25 protein-coding genes, 1 tRNA gene and 1 pseudogene are annotated in these 25,037 nt (G+C 46.8%); 13 read left to right on the forward strand and 14 right to left on the reverse strand.

Translation table 11 applies throughout. The features are described from left to right. The first annotated feature begins 133 nt into the window (after positions 1-133). The 3 genes from QUA71_RS05200 to QUA71_RS05210 all read left to right on the forward strand — a co-directional run bounded on the left by QUA71_RS05200 (position 134) and on the right by QUA71_RS05210 (position 3,438). Positions 134-1,609, forward strand: coding sequence for an ATP-binding protein (locus QUA71_RS05200; RefSeq protein WP_333282989.1), 1,476 nt, complete (start codon positions 134-136; stop codon positions 1,607-1,609). After that, positions 1,606-2,391, forward strand: a complete 786-nt coding sequence (gene xth, locus QUA71_RS05205) for an exodeoxyribonuclease III (RefSeq protein WP_333134152.1) — start codon at positions 1,606-1,608, stop codon at positions 2,389-2,391. The genes QUA71_RS05200 and xth overlap by 4 nt, the downstream gene beginning before the upstream one ends. A gap of 171 nt (positions 2,392-2,562) precedes the next feature. Continuing rightward, positions 2,563-3,438 carry an SDR family oxidoreductase gene (locus QUA71_RS05210; protein WP_333283207.1) on the forward strand — a complete coding sequence of 292 codons (876 nt, stop codon included), beginning with the start codon at positions 2,563-2,565 and terminating at the stop codon, positions 3,436-3,438. 102 nt (positions 3,439-3,540) lie between these two features. On the opposite strand, the gene QUA71_RS05215 is transcribed toward QUA71_RS05210, so the two are convergent. Together QUA71_RS05215 and QUA71_RS05220 are read right to left on the reverse strand one after the other, a co-directional pair. Then, a complete protein-coding gene (locus QUA71_RS05215; RefSeq protein WP_333282992.1) occupies positions 3,541-4,662 on the reverse strand; it encodes an EAL domain-containing protein in 1,122 nt (373 codons plus the stop codon). A gap of 477 nt (positions 4,663-5,139) precedes the next feature. Further along, positions 5,140-5,213 (reverse strand) — tRNA-Pro (locus tag QUA71_RS05220). 91 nt (positions 5,214-5,304) lie between these two features. Between QUA71_RS05220 and lipA the strand changes: the two are divergent. From lipA to QUA71_RS05235, 3 genes and pseudogenes are all read left to right on the forward strand, one after another. Next, a pseudogene (gene lipA, locus QUA71_RS05225) lies at positions 5,305-6,180 on the forward strand (lipoyl synthase); the annotation flags it as partial. Between the two features lie 785 nt (positions 6,181-6,965). Continuing rightward, positions 6,966-8,231 (forward strand): RNA polymerase sigma factor SigC, encoded by a 1,266-nt coding sequence (sigC, locus tag QUA71_RS05230; RefSeq protein WP_006632309.1) that lies wholly within the window; start codon positions 6,966-6,968, stop codon positions 8,229-8,231. 267 nt (positions 8,232-8,498) lie between these two features. Next, on the forward strand, positions 8,499-9,026 hold the full coding sequence (locus tag QUA71_RS05235; RefSeq protein ID WP_333218594.1) for a transcriptional repressor: 528 nt from the start codon (positions 8,499-8,501) through the stop codon (positions 9,024-9,026). Between the two features lie 177 nt (positions 9,027-9,203). Here QUA71_RS05235 and QUA71_RS05240 read toward each other — a convergent pair whose 3' ends face one another. The 4 genes from QUA71_RS05240 to QUA71_RS05255 all read right to left on the reverse strand — a co-directional run bounded on the left by QUA71_RS05240 (position 9,204) and on the right by QUA71_RS05255 (position 14,581). Beyond that, a complete protein-coding gene (locus QUA71_RS05240; protein WP_333282997.1) occupies positions 9,204-10,796 on the reverse strand; it encodes a peptidoglycan-binding protein in 1,593 nt (530 codons plus the stop codon). Positions 10,797-11,781: 985 nt separating this feature from the next. Beyond that, positions 11,782-11,958: a hypothetical protein gene (locus QUA71_RS05245; protein ID WP_006632312.1), complete on the reverse strand. Its 177-nt coding sequence runs from the start codon at positions 11,956-11,958 to the stop codon at positions 11,782-11,784. 456 nt (positions 11,959-12,414) lie between these two features. Continuing rightward, a complete protein-coding gene (locus QUA71_RS05250; protein ID WP_190656764.1) occupies positions 12,415-12,876 on the reverse strand; it encodes an SH3 domain-containing protein in 462 nt (153 codons plus the stop codon). Between the two features lie 196 nt (positions 12,877-13,072). Continuing rightward, positions 13,073-14,581: an AAA family ATPase gene (locus QUA71_RS05255; protein ID WP_333283001.1), complete on the reverse strand. Its 1,509-nt coding sequence runs from the start codon at positions 14,579-14,581 to the stop codon at positions 13,073-13,075. 94 nt (positions 14,582-14,675) lie between these two features. Here QUA71_RS05255 and QUA71_RS05260 point away from each other — a divergent pair, with 94 nt between their 5' ends. The 5 genes from QUA71_RS05260 (at position 14,676) to QUA71_RS05280 (ending at position 18,161) form a co-directional block, all read left to right on the forward strand. After that, complete coding sequence (locus tag QUA71_RS05260) at positions 14,676-15,575, forward strand: helix-turn-helix domain-containing protein (protein ID WP_333283002.1); 900 nt, start codon at positions 14,676-14,678, stop codon at positions 15,573-15,575. Between the two features lie 127 nt (positions 15,576-15,702). After that, positions 15,703-15,987, forward strand: coding sequence for a DUF5661 family protein (locus QUA71_RS05265; RefSeq protein ID WP_333283005.1), 285 nt, complete (start codon positions 15,703-15,705; stop codon positions 15,985-15,987). Between the two features lie 73 nt (positions 15,988-16,060). After that, a complete protein-coding gene (locus QUA71_RS05270) occupies positions 16,061-16,780 on the forward strand; it encodes an SDR family oxidoreductase (RefSeq protein ID WP_333283008.1) in 720 nt (239 codons plus the stop codon). A gap of 68 nt (positions 16,781-16,848) precedes the next feature. Then, positions 16,849-17,907 (forward strand): SDR family oxidoreductase, encoded by a 1,059-nt coding sequence (locus tag QUA71_RS05275; protein ID WP_333283010.1) that lies wholly within the window; start codon positions 16,849-16,851, stop codon positions 17,905-17,907. After that, the gene (locus QUA71_RS05280; RefSeq protein ID WP_333283013.1) at positions 17,907-18,161 is read left to right on the forward strand and encodes an SDR family oxidoreductase; all 255 of its coding nucleotides are present in this window, start codon (positions 17,907-17,909) and stop codon (positions 18,159-18,161) included. The genes QUA71_RS05275 and QUA71_RS05280 overlap by 1 nt, the downstream gene beginning before the upstream one ends. Before the next feature lie 88 nt (positions 18,162-18,249). Here the strand turns inward: QUA71_RS05280 and QUA71_RS05285 are convergent, their stop codons facing one another. From QUA71_RS05285 to rpmH, 6 genes are all read right to left on the reverse strand, one after another. Further along, positions 18,250-18,762 (reverse strand): YceD family protein, encoded by a 513-nt coding sequence (locus QUA71_RS05285; RefSeq protein ID WP_333283016.1) that lies wholly within the window; start codon positions 18,760-18,762, stop codon positions 18,250-18,252. 101 nt (positions 18,763-18,863) lie between these two features. Continuing rightward, entirely contained in the window at positions 18,864-19,337 is a 474-nt protein-coding gene (locus QUA71_RS05290) for a R3H domain-containing nucleic acid-binding protein (protein ID WP_333067524.1), read from the reverse strand. Between the two features lie 11 nt (positions 19,338-19,348). Further along, complete coding sequence (yidC, locus tag QUA71_RS05295; RefSeq protein WP_333283019.1) at positions 19,349-20,497, reverse strand: membrane protein insertase YidC; 1,149 nt, start codon at positions 20,495-20,497, stop codon at positions 19,349-19,351. A gap of 203 nt (positions 20,498-20,700) precedes the next feature. Beyond that, on the reverse strand, positions 20,701-21,093 hold the full coding sequence (locus QUA71_RS05300) for a PH domain-containing protein (RefSeq protein WP_333283022.1): 393 nt from the start codon (positions 21,091-21,093) through the stop codon (positions 20,701-20,703). Further along, a complete protein-coding gene (gene rnpA, locus QUA71_RS05305) occupies positions 21,065-21,469 on the reverse strand; it encodes a ribonuclease P protein component (protein WP_006632319.1) in 405 nt (134 codons plus the stop codon). The genes QUA71_RS05300 and rnpA overlap by 29 nt, the downstream gene beginning before the upstream one ends. 42 nt (positions 21,470-21,511) lie before the next feature. Further along, positions 21,512-21,649, reverse strand: a complete 138-nt coding sequence (gene rpmH / locus QUA71_RS05310; RefSeq protein WP_006632320.1) for a 50S ribosomal protein L34 — start codon at positions 21,647-21,649, stop codon at positions 21,512-21,514. 291 nt (positions 21,650-21,940) lie between these two features. Between rpmH and QUA71_RS05315 the strand changes: the two genes are divergently transcribed. After that, entirely contained in the window at positions 21,941-23,038 is a 1,098-nt protein-coding gene (locus QUA71_RS05315) for a DUF4365 domain-containing protein (protein WP_333283027.1), read from the forward strand. Positions 23,039-23,281: 243 nt separating this feature from the next. On the opposite strand, the gene QUA71_RS05320 is transcribed toward QUA71_RS05315, so the two are convergent. Beyond that, the gene (locus QUA71_RS05320; protein ID WP_445243753.1) at positions 23,282-23,536 is read right to left on the reverse strand and encodes an HlyD family secretion protein; all 255 of its coding nucleotides are present in this window, start codon (positions 23,534-23,536) and stop codon (positions 23,282-23,284) included. 277 nt (positions 23,537-23,813) lie between these two features. Beyond that, positions 23,814-24,086 carry a MarR family transcriptional regulator gene (locus QUA71_RS05325; RefSeq protein WP_333283030.1) on the reverse strand — a complete coding sequence of 91 codons (273 nt, stop codon included), beginning with the start codon at positions 24,084-24,086 and terminating at the stop codon, positions 23,814-23,816. Between the two features lie 167 nt (positions 24,087-24,253). Between QUA71_RS05325 and QUA71_RS05330 the strand changes: the two genes are divergently transcribed. Beyond that, a complete protein-coding gene (locus QUA71_RS05330) occupies positions 24,254-24,916 on the forward strand; it encodes a class I SAM-dependent methyltransferase (protein WP_333283033.1) in 663 nt (220 codons plus the stop codon). Positions 24,917-25,037 lie beyond the last annotated feature (121 nt).

Below are 25,037 nucleotides of genomic sequence, written 5' to 3' on the forward strand. Positions count from 1 at the left end.
CATATAAAGTCATATTTAGTAGTTGTTTTCCATCCCAACTAGGTCATAAAAAGTCACATTTAGTTGGTTGCTACTGAAAAAGTCATATTTAGTTGGGTTACAATCAGGTCAACCCCTTGCATCTGGCTGACCGATGGACGTTGAAGAAGCCTTAGAATTTGTTGACTATCTAGCTTTGACTACTACGGGAAAACATTTAGATAGTCTGCAAAAAGCTATATTACGTGGCGCTTGGAACAATCAGAAATATAAAGAAATTGCACAGCATCACAACCGTTCAGAGAAATACGTTAAAGAGGTTGGCTTTAAATTATGGAAACTTTTATCAGTTGCATTAGAAGATGAAGAGGTTTGCAAAGCAAATTTTAGAGAAAAATTTGAAAATTGGCGATTTTCCAATATCTCATGTTTCGGGAAAGACTATATACAAATTGGTAGCGTCTCCGCTGAGACTTTGCACTCCCTAAAAATCTCACAACCTGAACCGCAAGACAAGGATAGATTTAACGAAAAAACAAGCAATTCCGAACCGAAAGTACATTTAGATTTAGCTGATGCACCAGAACCTAACCTATTCTATAACCGCACATCCGAACTCACCACCCTCGAAAACTGGATTTTGGGCCGCACCCGCCTCATCACCATTTTAGGCTTATCCGGTATTGGCAAAACCGCCCTTACTCTCCAACTAATCTCACAAATTCAACACAAATTCGATTACATCATCTGGCGAAGCCTCCGCAATGCGCCACCCCTGGCCTCACTCGAAACCGACTTAATTAAATTCCTCTCCCAGCAGCAAGAAACTAACCCCCCCAACCCCCCCTTATCAAGGGGGGGCGAAGAGATTCAACCTCTTTCTCCCAGGCGCGGCGAAGAGATTCAACCTCTTTCTCCCCCCCTTAGCAAGGGGGGGTTGGGGGGGGTAATCAACTATTTACGATCGCACCGCTGTCTGATCATCCTCGATGATGTGCAAACAATCTTCAGCAGCCAACAACTCGCAGGAAATTACCAACCCGGATATGAAAATTACGGCGCATTCTTTAAACAAATAGCAGAATCATCCCACAACAGTTGCTTAATTCTCCTGAGTTGGGAAAAACCCAGAGAAATCGCCGCATTAGAAGGCGAAAACCGCCCCTGCAAATCTCTGCAACTCAACGGTTTAGGCGCGGAAGCACAAGAAATATTCAGAGAAAAAGGTTTAGCAGAACCGGAGAAATGGTCAGAACTGATCGACCTTTACCGAGGCAATCCCCTATGGTTAAATATAATTGCAACTATGATTCAAGACTTATTCAGCGGTAGCGTTTCCGAATTCCTCTCCTATGATACCCTATTCTTAGGTGACTTAGAATCTCTCCTGCACCAGCAGTGCGATCGCCTAACCGCATCCGAACAACAAGCTATGGGTTGGCTAGCAAGTACCCCCGAACCAGCAGACATCTCAAAAATACCAGAAAACCTGCAAATATCACGAGCAGAACTATTAAATGTCATGCAATCTTTAGGACGACGGTCATTAGTTGAAACAGTACAACAAAATGGGCGATCGCACTTTACGATCGCGCCCGTAATCAGAGAGTATATAACAAACAAAAAATGAAAATCGCCACCTGGAACGTCAACTCAATCCGCACCCGCCTAGAACACGTTACTAGCTGGCTGCAAACAAACTCCCCAGACGTTCTTTGCCTCCAAGAAACCAAAGTTATAGACAAAGACTTCCCCCTAGAACCCTTCACCAACCTCGGCTACAACTGCTACATTTCCGGTCAAAAATCCTACAACGGCGTTGCCATTTTTAGCCGATCGCCCATGTCGGAAATCAGCAGCGGATTTGCCCCCCTTCTCGGCGACGAAACCGCAGGTATTTTTGACGAACAAAAACGCCTAATAGCCGGGGTTATAGACGATATTTGCATTATTTGCGTATACGTTCCCAACGGTTCCGAAGTTGGCAGCGAGAAATATGAGTACAAACTAAAGTGGCTCAAACTGCTGCAAGAATACCTCAAAATAGCACTAGATAAATCCCCTAACTTGTGCATTTGCGGCGACTTCAACATCGTCCCGGACGATCGAGATATCCACAATCCCAAAGCCAATGCTAACTCCGTCGGCCTATCAGTAGCCGAGCGCCTCGCACTCACAGAAATCATAGAATTAGGATTAAATGACCCCTTTCGCAAATTCACATCAGAAGGAGGTCATTATAGCTGGTGGGACTACCGCGCCGCCGCATTTCCCCGCAACAACGGCTGGAGAATCGACCACCATTATCTCAGCCCTCCCCTGTACGAACAAGCAAAAAACTGTACAATAGATGTTGCTCCCAGAAAATTAATCAAACCCAGCGACCACGCCCCCGTAATTGTCGAAATTTGATTTATAAGTTATAAGGTTAATAGAAACTGAAATATTGCACCATTCTCAATAAGCCTTTTATGGGCGGGCAGGATGCCCACCCCACAAGAAAATTCACTCTTTGTGGAACAGGCATCTTGCCTGTTCTTGAGAAATGTGCAAGATGTAAGTAACAACCAACAACTAAAAATCATGTTCTTAGTAACCGGAGCAACAGGCGCACTAGGCCGCCGAATTGTACGAGAAATCAGACAGCAAGAAAAGCCTGTCCGCGCATTCGTTCGCCTCGCATCTCGCTACTCAGAACTAGAAAACCGAGGCGCCGAGATTTTTATCGGCGACTTAAAACAAGACAAAGATATTAAAAAAGCCTGCCAAGGAGTGCAATACATCATCAGCACCCACGGCACCGGCGGCGATGTTCAAGCAGTACACTACCGCGCTAACATAGAATTGATCGACTGCGCCAAAGAAGCCGGAGTGCAGCACTTTGTCTTTGTGTCGGTACTGGGAGTCGATCGAGGATACGAAGATTCCGCAGTATTCAAAGCCAAGCGAGAAGTTGAAAAATACCTGCAAAACAGCGGATTGAATTATACAATCTTGCGGCCGGCCGGTTTTGCTTCCAGCTTGTTACCGCTAGCAGAAAGATTTCGAGAAACCGGACTTTACCTGCTGATTGGCGACGGCAAAAACCGCACATCTGTTGTCAGTACCGACGACTTAGCCAAGATTGCCGCAGAGTCGCCAACAGTCGAAGGCGCCCGCAACCAAATTCTGCGAGTCGGTGGCCCGGATGTGCTGACAAGGGATGACATTCCCCGCATTTTTGCACGCTTATTCAATCGCGAACCGATGGTAATCAATCCGCCCCTGGTTGTGTTTGACGGTTTGAGAAATGTCTTGGGTTTATTGAATCCTCAAGCTCAAAAAGACTTAGGAACTTTGCGCGTATTGCTGGGTAACGAGTATTTCTGCACTCCCGAAGAAGTGCAAAACTTGGAATCAATTTACGGCATGAGAATGGAATCCTTAGAAAGCTTTCTGCGGCGCAATTTGAGCGTTTAAAATGCTAGTTATTTTCGTTACCAGGCATAGCCTGGTAATGAATATCCGGAGGCTCGGCCTGCGAACGAGCGAATGTAGCGCCAAATCGCAACTGAAAACCATTTAAGCAGAAATAGGTAGTGGTTCAGCACCAATATAGCGGGTAACTGCGATCGGGGGAGAAGTCGGCTTAGCAATCAAATAACCTTGAACCAAAGTTGCTCCCCGTTCCCGCACCCACTCAAACTCCTCCAAAGTTTCCACACCTTCAGCAACAGTTTTAATTTCTAATTGAGCAGCAATTTCTAACATCTTTTCCGTAATGAGTGCCTTATAATAATCTTGATGGACGTTGCGAATCAATTGCATATCCAACTTAATAAAATCTGGACGCAGTTGGTGCATCAAATTTAAATTAGAAGAACCGCTGCCAAAATCGTCCAGGGCAATTAAAAATCCCGCCTCTCGGTAAAACCTCAGAATCTTAATCAAGTGATCGATATCAGGAGGGTGCTGAGATTCCGCTACTTCAAAAACAATATTGCTGTGAGGAATTCCCGCTTCATCAATAGCCTGTACTGTTCTTCGCAGGCACGTAGCGGGATCGTAAACTGAAGTCGGAGAAAAATTAATAAAAAGTAGTTCTTTGAGATCGTAAACATGGGCTTCGCGGATAGCGCGAGTCCGGGCTAAAACATCTAGTTGAAAAATTAGGCCTGCTGATTCTGCTTGGGAAAAAATCCGACCCGGATAAATTAAGTTTCCTTGCTCGTCAATTCCTCGGAGCAGGGCTTCATGGGCAAAAATTTTAGAAGTATCTGAGGTATAAACAATGGGCTGAAAATGTGTAGTAATGCGTTCTTGGGACAATAAATCTAACAGCCAATCAGAGTTACTAAAATTAATAAAAGAGTCTAAGGAAGTGCTGCGATAAAAATCGCTAAGTTTGGGCTGTTCAACTTCGGCCATCCACAAAACTTTTGTCTCTTTCAACTCTTGAGTTGTCAGCACCGATGATGCTAGAGCGTTAAAATTTTCTCTCGCTATTCCCTCAAGGATAACGTACAAACACTTGCTCTCTTCTAAAAGCTTGAATTCAAGTTTAGCCTTAGCGAGTGCAGAAATAACCTTGGTCAGCGTATGATATACTGGAAACCACAGGTATAGACCTCCGCTGCCCTCTATTTTTGCGGGTAGTGTTTCGCAGCGAGAGCATGAGCCGAAGGCTTTGCCACTTATTTGCATTGGAATATCCTCCGGTTTTGGGTTAATTTAAGACACGCTAACAATTAACTTTTATTATAAGCTCATTCACCTATTAATTCATCTATCTCAAGATGTAAATCGTGATGAACTTGTATTTAAGAATTCTTGCAGTATTTATACTTGCCTCCGGTTTTAAACTTTGGTCAAAGTTTTCAGCATTGAGCAAGTACGTGTGATTAAACACAGTCCCAAATCCTCACAGAGGGAGAAGGCAAAGACTTGTTGGCTACTCTCTACTGCTGCTGTGATTCTTTACGCCTTATTCTCTAATTCCCTCTGCCAAAACAGTCGCTACAGTTAATTTTTTACCAAAGGCAAATTAACACGCCCGTGAAGCGCAGCTATCCCGTAGGGAATCGCCCGATCCATTAATTTATCCCAACCACAAATATACACAGCCGGACGATCGCCCAAAACAAACTCACTTGCTGCAGAATATCCAATTTAATTTTATAATCGGGATGACAGGATTTGAACCTGCGACCCCCTCGTCCCGAACGAGGTGCGCTACCAAGCTGCGCTACATCCCGAAATTAGTCACTATATTTTTAGCTTATCACATTCAAGTTAAAATTTAGCAAGCTCGTATATAATGATTTGTAAAACACTACTCAGGCGGAGACAGACGTGACAGTTAAGCCCCAGTGGTTGCGAGTTAAAGCCCCCCAGTGGGAGCGCGTCGGCAACGTCAAAGAAATTTTGCGGGATTTATCCCTGAATACGGTTTGCGAGGAGGCGTCGTGTCCGAACATCGGCGAATGCTTCAACGCAGGTACTGCGACATTTTTGATTATGGGCCCGGCTTGTACCCGCGCCTGTCCTTACTGCGACATCGATTTTGAGAAAAAGCCCCAACCATTAGATCCCACGGAACCCCAAAGATTGGCGCAAGCGGTGCAGCGGCTCAAACTCAACCACGTCGTGATTACCTCTGTCAACCGGGACGATTTGCCGGATGGGGGCGCGTCTCAGTTTGTCGAGTGCATTCAAGCAGTGCGATCGGCAATGCCCGATACAACTATAGAAGTTTTGATTCCCGACTTGTGCGGCAACTGGCAGGCTTTAGAAATCATTCTCGCAGCCCGGCCAGAGGTACTCAACCACAATACCGAAACCGTAAAGCGACTTTACCGCAAGGTGCGACCGCAAGGAAAGTACGATCGCACCTTGGAACTATTGCAGCGAAGCCGCGAACTCGCACCTGGGGTTTACACCAAATCCGGCATCATGGTGGGACTGGGGGAAACAGACGCCGAAATTCGGGAGGCGATGCAGGACTTACGGGCTGTCGGCTGCGATATTTTAACAGTTGGACAGTACCTGCAACCGACTCAAAAGCACTTGAACGTAGAAAACTTTGTGCCTCCGGAACAGTTTGATGCTTGGAGAAAGTTTGGCGAATCTTTGGGATTTTTGCAAGTTGTCGCTTCTCCCTTAACTCGCAGTTCCTATCACGCCGAACAGGTGAGGGAACTCATGAAACTTTACCCACGCTAGCAATTTTAATTTGAGTTGACTCGCGCCCGATCGCACCATTCTCACTAAAACCCGCTTAACCCGGTAACAGCGAGGAAAAACCTGCGCTTACTATGCAGGCAGAGTGCAAAAAACCCGGTTTCCGATCTTGGTGATCTTGGAAGATTTCACCGGGCAAGCAGCAGCCAACAGCAAAACAATTATCGACCGATCGCCCCCTCAAAGTCGCGACTTACGCAAAAGACATCCAGAAACCGGGTTTCTTCCTCAAACTTCTAGGTTTTAATCCAGAAGTTTTGTCGAGAAACCCGGTTTTTGCGTCAGTCGCTAACTCGGTACTGCGGACTGTAAAAACTCTGAAGCTCATATTCTGTAATGGATTAAACTTCTGCGTTCACTAGGATATTTTTAATCTAGAGCGCCGAGTTATATAAAGTTTTATTAAAAAAATGGCTAATTTTCCGAAGTGATCGGGAACCTGCTTATCGGTGATGAAGATTAACTTAACTTCTGACTAACGTCACTTGTTTCTAGCCAGTCACTATCTATACTAGCTACATAAACAAAGAAGTACAACACACTTTCCGGGCATTCAACCTGTTACATCAGAAAGTTCTTAGCGTTTTCCAGAATCTTGGTAAAACAAGTGGGGCAGCAAAAGTTCGATCGAACAACAGCAGAAAAGTCAGGAAAGTTAGTAAAGAAACACAAAGCGGTGATGCTTCGTTTTAACAAAGTGGGCATCATAATTATAAATAACCGCTAAGCGTAGCATCTTTTCACCCGGAGCAACTGAGAAAATCACTATGCCAGCCACCTCTTTTTACGCTGAAGCTGAATTCGACGAACAACTGCGAGTCAATCCCTTGCAAGGTGATGTGTTGGATGAAGATGCTGAAGAAGCTGGAGACGAACTGCTCGACCAAGACCCAGCAGAGACAGAAGATGCAGACCCAGCAGCAAAATTGCAAAAAAATGCCAGCCGCCGCACTACAGATTTAGTGCGCCTGTACCTTCAAGAAATAGGTCGGGTTCGTCTCTTGGGTAGAGACGAAGAAGTCTCGGAAGCTCAAAAAGTTCAGCGCTATATCAAATTGCTGGAATTACGCAACACCGTCGCCTCCCAGGAAGAAGGGCTAATTGGGCGCTTCGTGCATTTAATAGAAGTGCGCGATCGGTTAGCAGCACAGTTGGGGCATAAACCTTCCCTGGAACGCTGGGCATTAACCGCCGGTGTCGGTGACGTGCCAGAACTCAAGCGAATTATGTCCGAAGGCAAGCGCCAGTGGGCAGAGTTAGCAGAGATGACAGTAGAGGCGATCGAAAGAGTTCAAGCCGAAGGCGTCGAAGCGAAAGACCACATGATTAAGGCGAACCTGCGCCTGGTGGTTTCGGTGGCGAAAAAATATCAAAATCGCGGTTTAGAATTGCTCGACTTAATACAAGAAGGTACTCTCGGACTGGAGCGAGCTGTAGAAAAGTTTGACCCGACGCGGGGCTATCGGTTTAGCACCTATGCCTACTGGTGGATTCGGCAGGGAATTACGCGGGCTATCGCCACTCAAAGCCGCACCATTCGCCTCCCCGTCCACATCACCGAAAAACTTAACAAAATCAAAAAAGCCCAGCGCAAAATTTCTCAAGAAAAAGGTCGGACAGCTACGATCGAAGATATCGCTGTCGAGTTGGACATGACGGCGCCCCAAGTCCGAGAAGTTTTGCTGCGAGTCCCCCGTTCTGTTTCTTTGGAAACTAAAGTGGGCAACGAAAAAGATACAGAGTTGGGCGACTTGCTCGAAACCGACAGCATCTCCCCAGAAGAAATGCTGATGCGAGAAGCTCTGCACCGCGACTTGCAGCAACTGCTGGCAGATTTGACCAGCCGCGAGCGAGATGTAATTCTGATGCGCTTTGGTTTGGGCGACGGACACCCCTATTCGCTGGCAGAAATCGGTCGCGCGCTCGACTTGTCCCGCGAGCGAGTCCGCCAAATTGAAGCCAAAGCTTTGCAAAAACTCCGCCAACCCAAGCGTCGCAACCGCGTGCGCGACTATCTGGAGTCTCTGACTTAAATTTTGCCGGCCAGTCAGCGCGATTAATCAGGGAGCAAGGCATTCGGCACTTGTGCAGAAGGCATGAGGCATTCGGCAGAAGTAAAAATATTTACTTCTAAACAACTTCTCTGTCCTCTGCAGCAAGTCATAAAGCTTGTTAAAAGTCAAAAAATATCAAAAACCAAATTTTTTCCTCAATCTTTTTTCAATAAGCTGCGATATTTGCAAAATATCTCGATCGTTGTGTATTATTGTCAATAGGCAGACTTTCTTGAGAGGGTCACTATGGCACTTTATACCGCGTCCTCATTCAAATCCGAACTCAATGACAAAGGCTGGCGGATGACTCCCCAACGGGAAACCATCTTGCACGTGTTTCAGAACCTCCCCAAAGGCAATCACCTGAGTGCGGAGGATTTGTACACTTTGTTAAAAAATCGCGGAGAAAACATTAGCTTGTCCACCATTTACCGAACTTTAAAGTTAATGGCAAGGATGAGCCTCCTCCGCGAACTCGAACTCGCAGAAGGTCACAAACACTATGAAATAAACCAGCCTTACCCGCATCACCACCACCACCTAGTCTGCGTTCAGTGCAACAGAACGATCGAATTTAACAACGACTCGATTCTGAAAATTGGCATGAAGCAAGCTGAAAAGTCTGGGTTGCACCTGCTAGACTGCCAGCTAACGATTCATACGGTTTGCCACGAAGCTTTGCGGATGGGATGGCCGTCTTTGGTTTCCAGCAATTGGTCTTGTCCGAGGTCGATCGCCCACAACGGCAGCAGCGCCCCGGATTCAGTCGAGTGATAGTACACTATTTTCGCATTTCAAGTACGGCTTGTTACAAGTTTTAACAAAAATCGGTAGCCCAAGTGCGATCGCAGTTACGCAGAAACCGGGTTTCTTAAGAAAAATACATCATTTCAGGAAGGAGTTGGACAGCAGAAACCCGATTTCTTTGATGTAGCATCCGCAAGCCTGGGGCTAAAAAGTTTGGCTCAACAAATCGTCGCTGCTAACCCCGTAACTGCGCTGAGCTCGATCGAGGGCGTCTCTCGTCGGAGTATCAAAAACTCCGCTGATCGAGCCTGTGTAAAAGCCGAGGTCTTGCAGCCGCCTTTGTAATTGCTGAATGCTCGATCGAGAGTTCAAACTACTGCTAATTGGAACAGCAGGAACAGCAGGAACAGCAGGAACAGCTAACCGCCCTGCTAATCCGTTTTGGATCTCCGCCAAAGTTGCCGGAGTGGCAATACCCGTCGCCGGTGACAAATTGCGTTCCTGCTGAAACGACAGCAGTGCAAACTCGGTCTCGGCTCCAAATACTCCGTTCACCGGGCCGGGGTTTTTGCCCAGACTTCTGAGCGAAGACTGAAGTTGTCGGACAGCAGGCCCAGTATCGCCCCGTCGCAGACCAGTGGCGATTTGCGGCACAGGCGCTGCTGCCTGCCTGTTGCCTTGCCGCAAAGCCGATCGAGTGCTGCGATCGACCCTTCCAGTCCCGAACAGCCCGCTATCTCTCTGAAAGCGGATCAAAGCTGCTTGAGTTGGTCGATCGAACCAACCGTGAATCTGGCTCCTGTAATAACCCAATTCTTGCAGCCGCCGCTGCACAAATTCTACTTGTCGGCCTCTGTCGCCCAACTCCAGAAAATCTCCGGAATTAGTCTGTTGGTCATTTTCCTCAGTCAATGAGGTAATTTGAGCTGCCCTCATCTGGGCATCGATAGCAGTCAAAGTAGCAGTGTCAGCGCAGCCGTCAGAAACCAGATTGTAATCTTGCTGAAAACGAGTCACAGCGTAGAGAGTGCGTTCGCGAAACTTGCCGTCAACGCCGCCTTCAAAATAGCCCAAAGCTTTTAATTGCCGCTGGATCAAGTCTACCGTCGCCCCTGTGTCCCCGAACCGCAGCCCTTTGCAACCGCCATTTCCCGAAATATTCCCTGGAAGCGTAACGGGGGGAACAGGCCGGGTGGAACCAAACAGCAAAGCTAAAGTTTGCCTATCGGCAACTCCCGTCACCCGCAGTCGATTAATTCGCTGGAAGTATCTAACCGCATTTTGAGTAACTTCGCGAAAACTCCCTGTGGGACGCGCGCTGAAGTAGCCTAGCTGCTGCAACCTGCGCTGGAGAGCAGAAACACCTGCACCTGCGTCTCCAAAACGCAGCTCCCGATAATTTGTATAAATAGTATTAAAAGGTCGATCGTCCCTGGCAAAACTGTTGAGGGCTATCACAGTAGCTCGATCGGGCCTACCAGTCAGCGACAGTTGATAGTCTCGCTGAAAGTTAGTCAGCGCTTGTTTAGTAACCGGGCCGAGTTGACCAGTCGAAGATCTGGGAAAATAGCCGAGATCCCGCAACCTGTCTTGAACCGCTCGCACATTCGGATAAACCGGATCTATTTGAGCAAAAGCCGAACCGGCTGCACTCAAAACCGACAGCATCAAAGCCAGAGACAGCAAACGGACGTAAGTCTGACTCGATAGGTTTTGCCACTTGATCTCATCAAAAATTTTCGACTCTGCGGGTGCTTCGCAAACAAGAGCAAGTTCGAGGTAAGCAAGAGATTCCATAATTTTTTAGTGTGAAATTGTGGGTGGGTTGTGTGAGCAAGCTGCCAAAAATGATTTTTGGCACGCTTGGCTTGGATTCTACCAACGCTAAGTTCTACATGAAAAGCGCGAAGCACCCGTTTTTTTTTTTAAATACCGTCAAAAATAATTACAGGTAATAACCAAGATAGCATCGCTGCTTCTAGAGACGCGAGACTCAGCAAAAAAGTTTGCAGGCATAGTCTTAGCCTTTAACGCCAAAAGAGAATAAGTTGTGGGGTAGTGCTGGCTAATATTTTATCTGGCTGCCGCTGAAATTACCACAAGACTTGCGAGCAGGCTGTCATCACCTTAATTTGTTGTCTGGTAAAGAGCCTGAAATCGCAGGTTTTTTGTTAAGAAACGCGCCTTCTTCATGTGGCGATTGCGTCTAGGAAAGTACCGCTGATTAACCAAAAAACTAGCCACTAAAAATCCCCACTTTTGCTAGTTGCAAATAGGGCGGGGATTTTTTGATAAGTTGACTTTGTAGTGAAATACCTAACACTAACCTTGCGGTGAGCGTGTAGGCTTCGTGTCTTATTTGCCGTTGCTCTGTTGGGGATATCCATTGGTGAATATTCGTCACTCAAGACGATCCAAGTCTTACACAGCATCTTTGGCTTTGCAGCCTTTATCCCTTCGTAGGGAACCCACGCAGAAACCCTGTTTCCCAAGGCAAAAAACTATTCCGTATGACAAACTTGGATTGTATTTCACATGTTTGACGTATCCCAATAACCAGCGGTTTGTCTTTTCCCCTTTTCTCTCGCAGTTATCCTTGGTAAGCATACTAATGCTACTGTGACCTGTTGTTTGCAGCCGAGTGGGTGGGTCGCAACCACTTATATCTTACCATCTTTTTGTGAGAAATCAGGAAATTTTTGATTATTTCATAGACCTTGCTTGGCTTATATCCCAACGCCCAATTGAGTACAATTACAGCGTGGGACTTACGCCAATTGAGTTAAATTAAGCCGAACCGATCGCAAATTACAGCTACTCCCGCTGCAAAAACAGTAATTGCGATGGCTACCAGCGGGTTTTGCCCTCTGCTCACCGCAAAAGAGGTAACGACCCCAGCTCCCAAAGCCGCAGTAACAGCAGCAGTCGCTAAATCTCGATCGGGACGTTTGTCGTACATATTTTTTATTGTTGGTAGCTGTTAAGCTGAAAACTTACATCTTGTAATCCAAGCTACCACTCTTGCCTCTGCGCCAGGGACAACAGCCTGGGTTTTGCAACTAACCTTAAAATTTTGCTAAGTTTCTTAACATACTCTCCTGAATAACATAAGTTAGGATTATGTATTTTCGAGTTTTTCTGTTGAGTTTTAGCTGTTGAAACCTTTTGTCTGCTGGGCTTTTATGTCAAATTCAGGATTTTGCAGGGGCGAGCGCACCCGCAGTGTCAGCGCATCAAACTGCTATCCCAAATATCGTAAATAAATTTAACTTGACTTTTATTTATAAATATGTATCTCGCTATTTGGAACTACAGACAGGGAAAAACCCAGGGTTGGTAAACAACCTGCACACTACAATTGCTTCGCTGCCCTCACAATCACAGGAGTATATTTTTTGTCTATTTTGTCTAAGTCCTACTCGCCCTCAACTCTTTCAGTATTGCCACCTTTGACCCAACCTTCGCGATTGCCATCCTCAATCCGAATTCGCTGCCACTCTTTGTCGGGCGACTCTTCCAAAACTACGACTTTTTCCTTGTAACCAACACCGCCAATGCGGTTCGAGTCTCGGCTACCAGTATCCCGGAGAATTAAGCCGATCGGCTGAGTCACCACAGCTCGGTAAGCTCCCGGTTCCAGGGGTTTCGGAGACGGGGCATCGCTAGATGTAGAAACTGGGCTAGCCTGGGCTGTTGACTTGGGCCCAGCGCCGGCAACCTGAACTGCTGTTTTGTCGTTGGGAAAAACAGGTTTTTCGGGCACAGTAGTTAGCTTAGCGGCAAAGTAAAGTGCAGCAGCCACGCTAGCACCTGCCATCAGGACGATCGCGAGCAGAAAACCCACTAAAAATTTGAAAACGCTATATACACTGTTCATAAAACCGCAAATGAAGGAAGAAGGAAGAAGGAAGAAGGAAGAAGGAAGAAGGAAGAAGGAAAAAGGAAAAGGGAAGAAGGAAGAAGGAAAAGGGAAGAAGGTTGACTGTTGAGTGTTGACTGCTGAATGTTGAGTAAAATCTGGTAACTGCCAACTGACAACTGGTTACTAACTACTGACTACTGACTTCAAAAGCTTAACCTTGAATCCGGCGGCTCAAACTGCCGTATCTAGAAGCAAGGCGAGCTTTCCCCGCAGCGGCCCAATCTTGGAGAAACTGGATTTGTTCTTGAGCCGTTCTGGCTAAAGGCACCATCTGACTAGCTGATTCTAAAATATCATCTGTGGTAAAGTCTCGATTTTGGCTAAACCCAATGTGCATTGCTTCAATCAAAGTTTGCTCGATTTCGGCCCCTGAAAAATCGGGAGTTTCGTAAGCCAAGCGCTCTAAATCGTAATTTTTGATGCTGTGCGATCGCAACCGCAACAAATGTACCTCAAAAATCGCCCGCCGTTCCTCCTGGCTGGGCAAACCGACAAAAAATATTTCGTCAAACCTGCCTTTTCTCAGCATTTCTGGCGGCAAAGACTGGATGTTGTTGGCTGTTGCTACCACAAACACCGGGGAAGTTTTTTCGGCCAACCAAGTAATAAAAGTCCCGAACACCCGACTGGTTGTCCCGGAATCCCCTTTACCGTCTAATCCCGCAAAAGCTTTGTCAATCTCGTCAATCCACAGCACGCAGGGGGCCAAAGCTTCCGCTAGCTGAATCATTTGCCTGGTGCGGGATTCTGATTCCCCGACTAATCCGGCAAACAAGCGCCCGACATCCAACCGCAGTAAAGGCAAATGCCAGTGGTGGGCGATCGCCTTTGCTGTTAAGGATTTTCCGGTTCCTTGAATTCCGACTAACAACAAACCTCTGGGATGCGGCAAACCGTATTGGCGGGCTCGTTCGGTAAAAGCACCGCCGCGCCGCAGCAGCCATTCTTTGAGATTGTCCAAACCGCCGATATCGGAAATATTTTCGCGGGCTGGGTAAAAATCCAGAATTTGAGTTTGGCGAATTGTTTGGCGCTTTTCTTCTAAAATCAGTTCCGCGTCGTCGGGATGGAGTTCGCCTCTGGTGGCGATCGCCTTTGCCAAAACTCGGCGGATTCGTTCGAGCGACAGCCCTTGACAGGAGCGCACTGTTTCGTCCAGCAAACGCCCTTCAATAGCTTGTCCGGTAGCCCCTAATAGCCTTTCTACCTCAATTTTGATTTCCGTCGCCGCAGGCAGGGGAAACTCCAAAACAGTCATCACTTCGCTGAGGTCTTCCGGGATGGAAATTAAAGGAGATACAATGACAATATTTTTGGGTACAGATTTGAGGAGTCTCGCCAAATTCCGCAGCTTGCGGGAAATCGAGACATCTTCCAAAAACCGCTGAAAGTCGCGCAGAATAAAAATTGCCGGCGCGGAGGCGGGCAATTTTTCTAGAAATTCCAAAGCTTGCAGCGGATTGCGCTTGCCAAAACCGGTATCGTTGGGATTGCCTTGGTAGCCATCAACAAAATCCCAGATGTAGACAGCGCGAGAACCCTGTTTTTTGGCGCATTGGGCGATCGCCGCTTCTACGCGCTCTTCTTCCCGTGTGGGAATGTAAATTAGTGGGTAGCGCGATCGCAGCAGTAGTTCAAACTCGTCGCTAAAAATAGTCATTAGTCAGTTGTCAGTGGTTAGTTGTTAGTCAGTGGTCATTAGTCAGTGGTCATTAGTCATTTAAGGTGGCAAAATACTTACTAAACTACTAAACGTGATTAGAGAACGCCTTCCAGTTTATACCATTCACGATGTAGCGCTTTCGACGCCAGCAAAAGCTTTTGAGGTTATAGGCTTAGAAGAAGCTTTTACGCTGGGGAAAAGAAATGTATTTTCTGCTCATCGTCACGATTACTATGAGGTATTTTGGATTACTCAAGGGTCTGGCACGATCGCGATCGACTTTACCGACTACGAGATTCGTCCTGCAACCCTTTGTTTTCTCTCCCCAGGTCAGGTTCATGCCTGGACGATCGCCGAACCGATTGTGGGGTATCTACTCTCGTTCACGGGCGAGTTTTTCTTAACGGGAGTACAAGACCCCAACGAACTGGCAGAGATGCCGCTGTTTTATACGTTAGGCGATGCACCACTTATCCAGTTGAATGATGAACAAGCTGAGACGTTCCATAACCTGGTGCACAAAATCGAGCAGGAATACCAAGCGTCCTTCCTGGAGAGGGATGCCATGTTGCGCTGCTATTTGCGTATCCTCCTAATCGAAGCGAAGCGTCTATACAGTCCAAACACCACACTGCATCAGTTTGAGGCTGGGTTCTTACTAACTAAGAAACTTTTGGCGCTGATTGAAGTTCACTACCTCACTACTTTATCGGTCGCCGAGTACGCAGACCTGCTTCACGTCACTGCGAATCACCTGAATGAAACGATCAAACGAACGATGAACAAGACTGCTGGAGAGGTGATTCGCGCCCGACTGTTATTAGAAGCTAAACGCTTGCTGCGCTACTCAGATATTGCCATCTCCGAGATCGCTTATCACCTCAACTTTGAAGACCCCTCTTACTTCAGTCGCTTCTTCAAAAAGTACACACGCCTTTCACCCAGAGACTTCCGCGATTTGTTGAAATCATCTCCTCAATTTGAACCATAAAAAGTACCAGCAATCCTCCTCTCTGTCCTAACAGTCACCGTTTCTGCTTCGTTACCTTTAGAAAGTAGGTAGGAACAGCAAGTCTGAACCCCCTAAAAGCATTAATAATTTGTTTGGAGAAAACATCATGCGGAATCAAGAATTCACCTCCGAAGAAGCACGTCGCATTGGTGACAGTTTATCTGTTGATTGGGAAAAATACGACTTAGAGCAGTTCCGGCTGGGACTGTTTGTAGAACTGGAACACGGGATGAAAGATCCCTCTACAGATGTCACTCACGATGACCTGCAAGCGACTGGGAAAATCGCGATCGCCCATCTAAATGACCTGCCCGACTACTACACCAGACTGTACGCGATGTTTGCTAAAGCAGAGCAAGAAAAAAGTGAGGCAGAGCAGCAAAAAGTCTAGTGATTGCGACGCGAAAGAAGCTATCTGGCGCAGAGCGCGCGATCGAGTCAAGCAATTTGAAGAAGGAAAGATCATGACATCACTCGAAGGCAAGAAAACTGTAGTAATTGGAGCAAGTTCCGGCATGGGACTGGCAACGGCGAAAGCAATCGCAGAAGGCGGGGCAAAGGTATTTTTGGTGGGGCGATCGCTCGCATCTCTCAATCGTGCGGCTGAAGCGGTCGGTTATGATGCCCAGGCAATCCCGGCTGACATTGCTGATGAGGATGCGATCGCTGCATTGTTTGAGGAAGTTGGAACCTTCGATCACTTAGTTATCACAGCAGCGGATCTGGCATACGCTCCGATTCAAGATTTTGACAGCGCTGATGCTCATAAGATCGTCAACAGCAAGATTTTAGGAGCGTTCTACGTTGCCAAACATGCGGCATCCCGCCTGAACAAAGATGGCTCCATCACCTTCTTTGCGGGGGTGGCAGCCTGGAAACCGTCTCCCGGAGCGTCAATGGTTGCGACGGCGAATGGAGCGATCGCTGCCTTTGCCCAAACGCTTGCCCTTGAACTCGCGCCTGTTCGGGTCAACGTCGTTTCACCTGGAGTCGTTGAAACGCCCTCTTGGAATGGGATGCCGGAAGCCGAACGTCAGGCTTTCTTTACCGATTTGGCTCAAAAACTTCCGACTCGCCGAATTGGGCAACCAGAAGATTTAGCCGATGCAGTGCTATTTCTGATGAAAAACAGCTACACCACCGGAACTGTGCTGCATGTGGATGGCGGACATCGTTTGATCTGACCTTGTATGACGGTATTTAGGCGCAACGAAGTCAGAATTTGCAACGGACATTATCAGTAGGAGACGTAATGAAAAAACACACAGCTTTAGTCCTCGGCGGACAAGGGATTATTGGGCGGAATCTGATTCACTACCTGGAGCGTCAGGAACACTGGCAGGTCAAAGCGGTTTCTCGCCGTGCGCCGTCTTTCGACACTACAGCAGAGTTTCATTCGATCGACCTGCTCGACCCCAATGCCATTGCCGCTTACTCCCCCTGGCTGGCAGACATCACCCACATCTTCTACGCCGCTTATCAAGAGTATGCAGATACAACCGACCAGAGAAGCGTCAACCTCGGTATGCTCCGCAACATCGTGGAAGCAGTTGAGCGGGACTCAGACAGGTTTCGCCATATTGGTTTCATTCAAGGCGGTAAAGCTTATGGGGCGCACTTTGGGATGTATAAAACGCCCGCCAAAGAAACTGACCCGCGCCACTTCCCACCCAACTTCTACTACGACCAGGAGGACTACCTGCGGGATGCCTCTAAAGGCAAGCGTTGGAGTTGGACAGCACTCCGCCCCGACATCGTTTTCGGTTTTGCTGTGGGTAATCCGATGAACCTGGGCAACGTGCTTGCCGTTTATGCGAGCCTGTGCAAAGAGCTAGGCGTACCTCTACGCTTTCCTGGTACGCCCACAGCCTATGGCATTCTCGCCAACGGTACGAGTGCGTCTCTATTTGCCAGGGCAATGGAATGGGCGGCCCTGAATGAAGTGTGCTATGGCGAAATCTTTAATATCACGAACGGCGATGTATTCCGTTGGAGCCAGGTTTTCCCAAAAATTGCCGCAGCCTTTGGCATCGACTGTGTAGAGCCACAGACCTTTTCGTTAACTGAAGCGATGCGCGACAAAGGTCTGGTGTGGGACGCGATGGTGAAAAAGTACGGTCTTCAACCCAACGCGCTGAATGCTCTAGCCAACTGGCAGTTTGGCGACTTCATCTTCAAGGTCGAAGTCGATGCGTTCTTCGACGTGAACAAGGCACGCCGCTTCGGCTTCCACGAGATGAATCTGGACACTGGTGAAGAAATTCTGAAGCTGATTGGGCAACTAAAGGAACAGAAAATTATCCCCTGCTGATGTTTCAATCAACCTTCAAAGAGAGAAAGAAATCGAGCGTCAATGTTTCTTCCGTTTCAGGATTGGGAGGAGATTGGAACCAAATTTTTTACACAGCAGCGAAAGGTGCAGTTACCAACTTCACGCGATCGCTTGCAATGGAATTGGGAGGTCAGGGCGTTCAGGTCAACGCGGTTAACCCCAGTTTTACGTTGACAGAACTCACCCAGGACATGACCCAGAACGAAGCTCTGACAACTTTGCTCTTTAGCTAAACCCGCCTCTACAGGTATTTACGATCGTTTAACCCGACTTGATATTAGCTAATGACTGCTGACTAATGACTGCTGACTAATGACTCGACTAAGGCAATTGTTGTTTAAGTGACTTCAGAGATGCCCAGCGACTGTCCGATACAGCTTCTGAGATTTCTGTCTCTTCTGCCTCATTTAAATCTATTCCCGGACATTCAGCATCGCATAGCTGCTTGTGCGGCAGTTCCAAACACATTTGCTCGTACACCCAATCGCTGGGAGAGAAATAGCCGGCAGGGGACAAATTTTCCACCAAATCTTCAAAATCAACTTCAAATTCTCCTGAAGTTGAATCAGGCTGATTCGGTTTTTCTTCCAGCCAGATTAGTTCAGATGATTGGAGTTTCAAACGGTGATTGTATTGTTTCAAGCATCTGTGGCACGTGAGAGTAACTATTGTTTCTGCTTTCGCCTTCACCTCAAGATAATTCCCTTGGTGAGCCACTTGCAGTCGCCCCCGCACCGGAGTAAGAGTTTCTAAATCGGGGATAAATTCTTCAAAATCAATGACCTCTTTCCGCTCAGTTTTTGTGAGTAGATGAGGGATATAAATTGTCTCCATAATCTTTTACCTTCCTACTTCTTGAATTCAAAGGTCAAAAGGAATAGTTAATTTTTAACTTCTTCCTTCTTCCTTCTTCCTTCCTTCTTCCTTCTTTAGCGTCAGCGCAGCCGCACTACCAAACGCCGATCGGGTTCTTGCCCTTGACTGTAAGTTTCTATGTCCTCACATTCGCTCAAAAAGCTGTGGACTTGACGGCGTTCTGCCGAAGACAGCGATTTTATTTCAACTTCAACTCCCGTCGATCGGGCTTGATCTGCTGCGTACTCTGCCATCGAGCGCAATTCCTCTTGGCGGCGGATGCGATAGCCATTTAGTTCAACTGTATAAGGAATTGACTCCTCTACTTCCTGACCTATATTCTGAACCGTGTTACAGAGGTATTGAATGGCATCTATTACATTACCGTTTGGTCCGACTAAGATTGCAACTTGTTCTCGAGTCAGATTGCTTTCATCTATTGTCATCCAATAGCAATCTTTTTGTTGTTCGCATACCACTTTTGAAGGAATTGCGGACAGTTGTAGCAATTCTTCTAACCATGCCTGTCCGCGCTGCATTTGAGAGTCTTTCATTGTTGTTAAAATCAAGCCTTTTTCTTGGCACGCTTTGGCTCAAAGGGAAGGGCATCTAATCCCTGATCTTTTTTGGTTTTCGCCTCTGCTTCGTCTACTATTTTTTGCAGGTTTTCCGGCAGCGGTTCTCGCGACAAAATAAACGCTTGAACTGTCTGGAAGATGTTAGCAATCAGCATATACATCAACACGCCGGCGGGCAGCGGGAAGAACAAAAACATCCCTGAAAATATCACTGGCGTCAGTTTGTTAACTGTAGCCTGTTGGGGGTTGTCGTTTGATCCTTGTGCTTGTCCTGAAAGGGTTTGGTTGATGTACAAACTGATGCCGAAGCCCAGGATCATTACCAAAATATCCCAGTGGAGTGTACCGTCTGAGTCGATCGCGCCAACGCGGCCTAGAGCTTCAATAAACAGGAATCCTTTGTTAGTAGCCAATCCGGGGATTGTGCCTTGAACTGTGGCTTCACCGGGCGCTAAGGCGGTGATGTTGCCCTGTTCATCTACCTTGACCACTTCTTCGCCTTTGATGACTTTCCAGCCGGGTTCAAAGTCGATTTCGCTCTTATTTTCTGCAGCTAAAACTTTGAGAGGTTTGCCCTCTGGGGTTTGAAAATTAATCTTGGTTGTTTCGCCGACTGCGAGTTTGTCGCCGCCTGGAATTACGCCCACCACAGGAGCATGAATAGTACCTGTGACGTAAATATTCTGTGGCGGTGTAGCAAAAGCTTGCGGTTGAACAGTTTCGATTTGTTCTTTGGGCAAAACTTGAACGTTGACGGTGTAATTTATGTCAGAAAACGGCGAACCCCTGAGCGTTGCAAACAGTGCAAACAGCACTGGCATTTGCAGCACCAAGGGGAAGCATCCTGCTAGAGGATTACCAAATTCTTTGTATACTTTGCTCATTTCCTCCTGCTGTTTTGCAGGATTTTCTTTATAGAGTTTTTGAATTTGATCTACTCGCTCTTTCATCAATGGCTGCGCTACTTTCATGCGCCGCATATTGCGAAGAGAGCCTGCATTGAGAGGATAAAGAGCAAAGCGAATCACAAGCGTCAGAGCTACGATCGCTAAACCGTAGCTTGGCACGATCCCGTAGAAAAAATCTAGGATCGGGAGCATGAGGTTGTTGGAGAGAAACGAGATACCGAAATCCATTCGCTTTGAGTTAATTTAGGTGCTCTATGTTTGCTGTTGAGAACTATTTTTACCCGCTGAAGGCGAGCCGCCTCAATTTTTAGGGTTTTGTCTCTATCTTAGGACATTGCCCGTCGATCGACCGCCCAGTCTGCGGGTTTGTTGTAATGAGTTTGCCAATACTCGCACTCACTTTACCCTGATTTGAGGGCGAAGCGGTTCGGTTATTTAGCTTGGGCCGCGTTTGCTTTTTGAGCGGCTACGGGCAGTTTTTCGTTAATGTAGTCATACATTGCTCGAAATTTCGGCATAGCTCTGAGTTCCAAGCGGCTGCCATTTTTCATGGTGAGCACCATGTCTCCGTAAGTCCCGAAACCGCGAGGTACTGTGACGATTTTGACTATATCTGAGTAGATAACGTCTGTGCGATCGCCCCCCATCCAACCGCTAGTTACGGACACTCGGCGGCTCGTGATCCGATACCGCAGCCACAGAGCCCGGACAATTCCTCCTACTGCTAGGGGGATTCCGACGACTGTCAGCCCCAGGAGTAAATTGAGGATCAAGTCTCCCGGCGCGGGGCCGCCTTCATAATATACTTCCTCTCGAATTCCCATCTAGTACCTCGGCTTCTACCAACAACTGCTCTAATTCTTGCAGAATTTCTGCATAATTGCACTCTTGTGCGATCGGACGCACGACAATTACTAAATCCCACCCGAACCTTAATCGGGGCAATAGCTGTCGCAAAGCTGCCCGAATCTGACGCTTAATCCGGTTGCGGACTACAGCGCGTTTGCTGACTTTCAGGCTGATGGAAATGCCTGTGCGAGTTGGCTGCAAGGATTTTTCGGCTGTCGGTTTGGCAAATTCGGCGCTTTTTGGTTTACGCAGAGCTCTTAAGCTGAAATGGGCCGAGTTACGGCGCATTCCCTTGCGGTATACGGCGCTGAAGTCTTTTCGGTGCTTAAGTCGGTTTGTCTCGGGCAACATGGCGTAGGGCGATCGTTGAGGCCTCTCAACCTTGATGCAGTGCTAGACCGCGAGGCGGTGGCGACCTTTGCTGCGACGAGCTTTGATTACCAATCGACCGGTTGCGGTACGCATTCTGGCGCGAAAACCCGATGTTCTTTTTCTTTTGCGGCTGGTTCCGTGCAGGGTTTGCTGTGTCATTTTGATTTCTCCCGGCTTGTTACTTTACTTTTGATTAATATTCACAATCTTCTAGTATACCATATAGTTGTTTTCTTGGCAATAAAATTTTTCACAGTTGAGATGTAATGAGAGTAAGAGTGAAGTCGCGGTATTTTTGTATTATATTAAGTATTATATTATACCGAAACTGCGATCTAATTATTAGTTAGACAGACAAAACCATCTTCTACTTAAAGTATTTGTATTCATATTTGCTTTCGCCTTAGATAGCGGTTTAGTTAAGATTGTGAAAAAAGCTCCATTACCGTAATGACAAAGTTACCTAGACGTACAAACTCTCAGAGAATTGGTGGAAGTGCTGCTGACCTTCTAAATTCTGTTTTCACTAATTTTTGTAATGTTATTCCTGTTCCACAAGATCGGGATATGGGGATTGATTTCATTTGTGAGCTTATTCAAGAAGAGTACCCAACTGGAAAGTTATTTAACGTTCAATGCAAAGGTACAGAAGAGTCTGAAATCAAAGGCGATTCACTTCGATTTTCTATTGCTGTAACGACTCTTAATTATTGGTTAATCCAGCCAAACCCAACATTTTTAGTTGTAGTTGATCTTCAAACTTGCAGTTTCTATTGGTCTTTTCCAAAGGATTTTCTTAGCTCGCTTAATAAAAACTGGCAAGAACAACAAACGGTTACGATTCCAGTTCCTCTTCAAAATCGTTTTGAGCAAGATGTAGATGCACTGCCTGCTCAATTGGTATCAATAGTTAATATGCAAGCTTCAGCTACTCCTCGGCAGGGCGATTATCTTGGAACATTGACGCTGGAATTTGACAGGTCATCCTCGCCAGAGAGAATGACTATCAAAGGATTAATGCATTACTACTTAGAAGGTAGTCGAATCGCTAATGCCAAGTGTGGATATGGAAGCCCGGGTTCTACAGTTACAGTCTATGCACAAACATTGGGTGGTGAAGGATATAGTAAGGAAGTTAAAGCTATAGCTTGGGGTGAGTTAAAAGGAGGAGAAGCTATCCTACTGCAAATGCCAGTTGAAAGAAATTATATTCTTAGTCATGAAACCTTTGAAAAAATATGTTATTTACTAAGCCTTGACTTTACTAATTGCGAGCTACACAAAAATCTCATGTCACGCGGAGGTTATCCTGGGGGAAGCATTTCAGTAATAGTAGACGGAAGGCCTATTTCAGCAATAGCTTGGTATGAAATACCACAAGGTAAATTAAATCTTTTCAAGGTGGATGGGCAGTGGTATGCCATTAGCCTTGTGGCTAGTAAAACAGTTTCTACGGAAACAAGGGAAAGGAGGACGGGTAGTTATCTGCATCCAGATCCGAGAAGAGATATACTTTGGCACTATTTTGATTTGTCTGGCCGTAAATAATCTTTACCCTTGAAGTTTCCAAACACGCTTTAAATTTGACTAGCTGGTGAAGGAGATTTCGGTTGCGTTTTCACTACCATATCCCTAACTTTCCAAGATGATATTGCAAGGGCGATCGCCCTTAACGGAAAAAAATCAAATCCCAGACTTTTCAAACTTTTCAAAATCCCAGAAGTCGGGGATTTCCTCTCCTATTCACAAAAAATCAAATCCCAGACTTCTAAATTCATCCGTGTTCTTCCGTTATTTCAGTTCAACATTTACCGTAGCAGACATCCCCGGTGCAATTCGCGATTCATAGCCTTTAATGCTTTCGGCATCAAACACAACTTTTACCGGAATCCGCTGCACAACTTTGGTGAAATTGCCCGTAGCATTATCGGGAGGCAATAAGGAGAATTGAGCGCCAGAAGCAGGGGAGAAACTATCGAGATGACCTTCAAACTTGCGACCACCAAAAGCATCTAATTTGATTTCTACTTTTTGGCCTGGTTTCATGTTTGCCAGTTGCGTTTATTTGAAGTTAGCAACTACCCACAAATCGTTACTTACGATCGCCATTAACGGAGTTCGCGACCGCCCCCGTTGCCAGACTTCAACGGATTTGTAGCCGATTTGTCCGGCGTGCGGTGCTATTCGTATAGGAAAGTTGCACTGCTTTTTTTTAGAGTGCGTAGTATTTTGCGGTTATTTGTAATGTAGTGGAGGTAGATGCTGCTGCGCTTTACTAATAAAGATTGATTTGTCGGTTTAGGAAAGATTGACGATCGCCCCATCAATCAGTGGGCAAAAGAGTTCTCGATCGGCCTTGTGAAATCCCCTCGACAGCTCGATATCGGATTTCAGCTACCAGCGGGGGCAATACGTCTTGCAGTTCCCTGCCGGAGTCTGTCAGCCAAAGGCGCCAAATGCGGCCATCGCGACTGTCTCTCTCTCGGCGGACTAGGCCTCTTTCTTCCATGCGATCGATCGCGCCTGTCAACGTCCCGCCTACGTGTTGCAGTTTGTCGCCAATGCTGGAAGTCGGCAAACCGTCTTCTGGCCACAAGCAGCACAGTACCAGCCAGTGAAAAGCGGTCAGCCCAAAGGGTGCCAGCAGGTTTTTTGGCGATCGACTGCTACGCTAAAACCGGGAATCCGCCTTCTGCCGGATATGTTAACAATTCTTATTGTTCTTAAACTAGAAAGAGTAAATCTAGTTTGCAATCAGAATTTATGTTGCTTCCACCCGACCAACGCACCAAGTTAGACGACACCGACGACAATTTGTTCTATTCCGCTCCCCGGTTTGTGACTCACGTAGACGATGGATTCATTGAGCAACTCACCGGATTATATCGGGAACGGCTGAAACCGAATACTCGGATTTTTGATATGATGAGCAGTTGGGTTTCTCACTTGCCCGACGAGATGCAATTTGCCCATGTCGAAGGGCACGGCATGAATGAAGAGGAGTTGGCCAAAAATCGCAGGCTGAATCATTATTTCGTGCAAAATTTGAACGCAAATCCCAAATTGCCACTGCCGGATGCAGAATTTGACGCGGTTGTCAACTGCGTTTCGGTACAGTATTTGCAGCAGCCGGATGCGGTTTTTGCCGAGATTCACCGGATTTTGAAGCCGGGGGGCGTAGCAATTATGAGTTTTTCCAACCGGATGTTTTATCAAAAGGCGATCGCGGCTTGGCGGGAAGGTTCCGAGGGCGATCGGGTAGAATTAGTCAAGGGTTACTTTGATTCTGTCAAAGGAGCGAATATACCCGGATTTAGCAAGCCGGAAGTAATTGTTCGCAAGCCTAACTTGCCGAGTTTTATGCAAATGCTGCGAATAGCAAGCGGCGACCCGTTTTATGCGGTAGTTGCTTACCGCCAAAGTTAGTAATAGGAGGTTGAGGTTTCGCTGTCGATCGACCCCAACCCAACTGTGAATAGGGCAAGCATCTTGCCTGCCCTACAAAACGTAAACTATCTTGACATTTTGTGGTTGCCACCAGGGGGTC

This window comes from Microcoleus sp. MON1_C5, from assembly GCF_036701875.1.
Taxonomy (GTDB): domain Bacteria; phylum Cyanobacteriota; class Cyanobacteriia; order Cyanobacteriales; family Microcoleaceae; genus Microcoleus.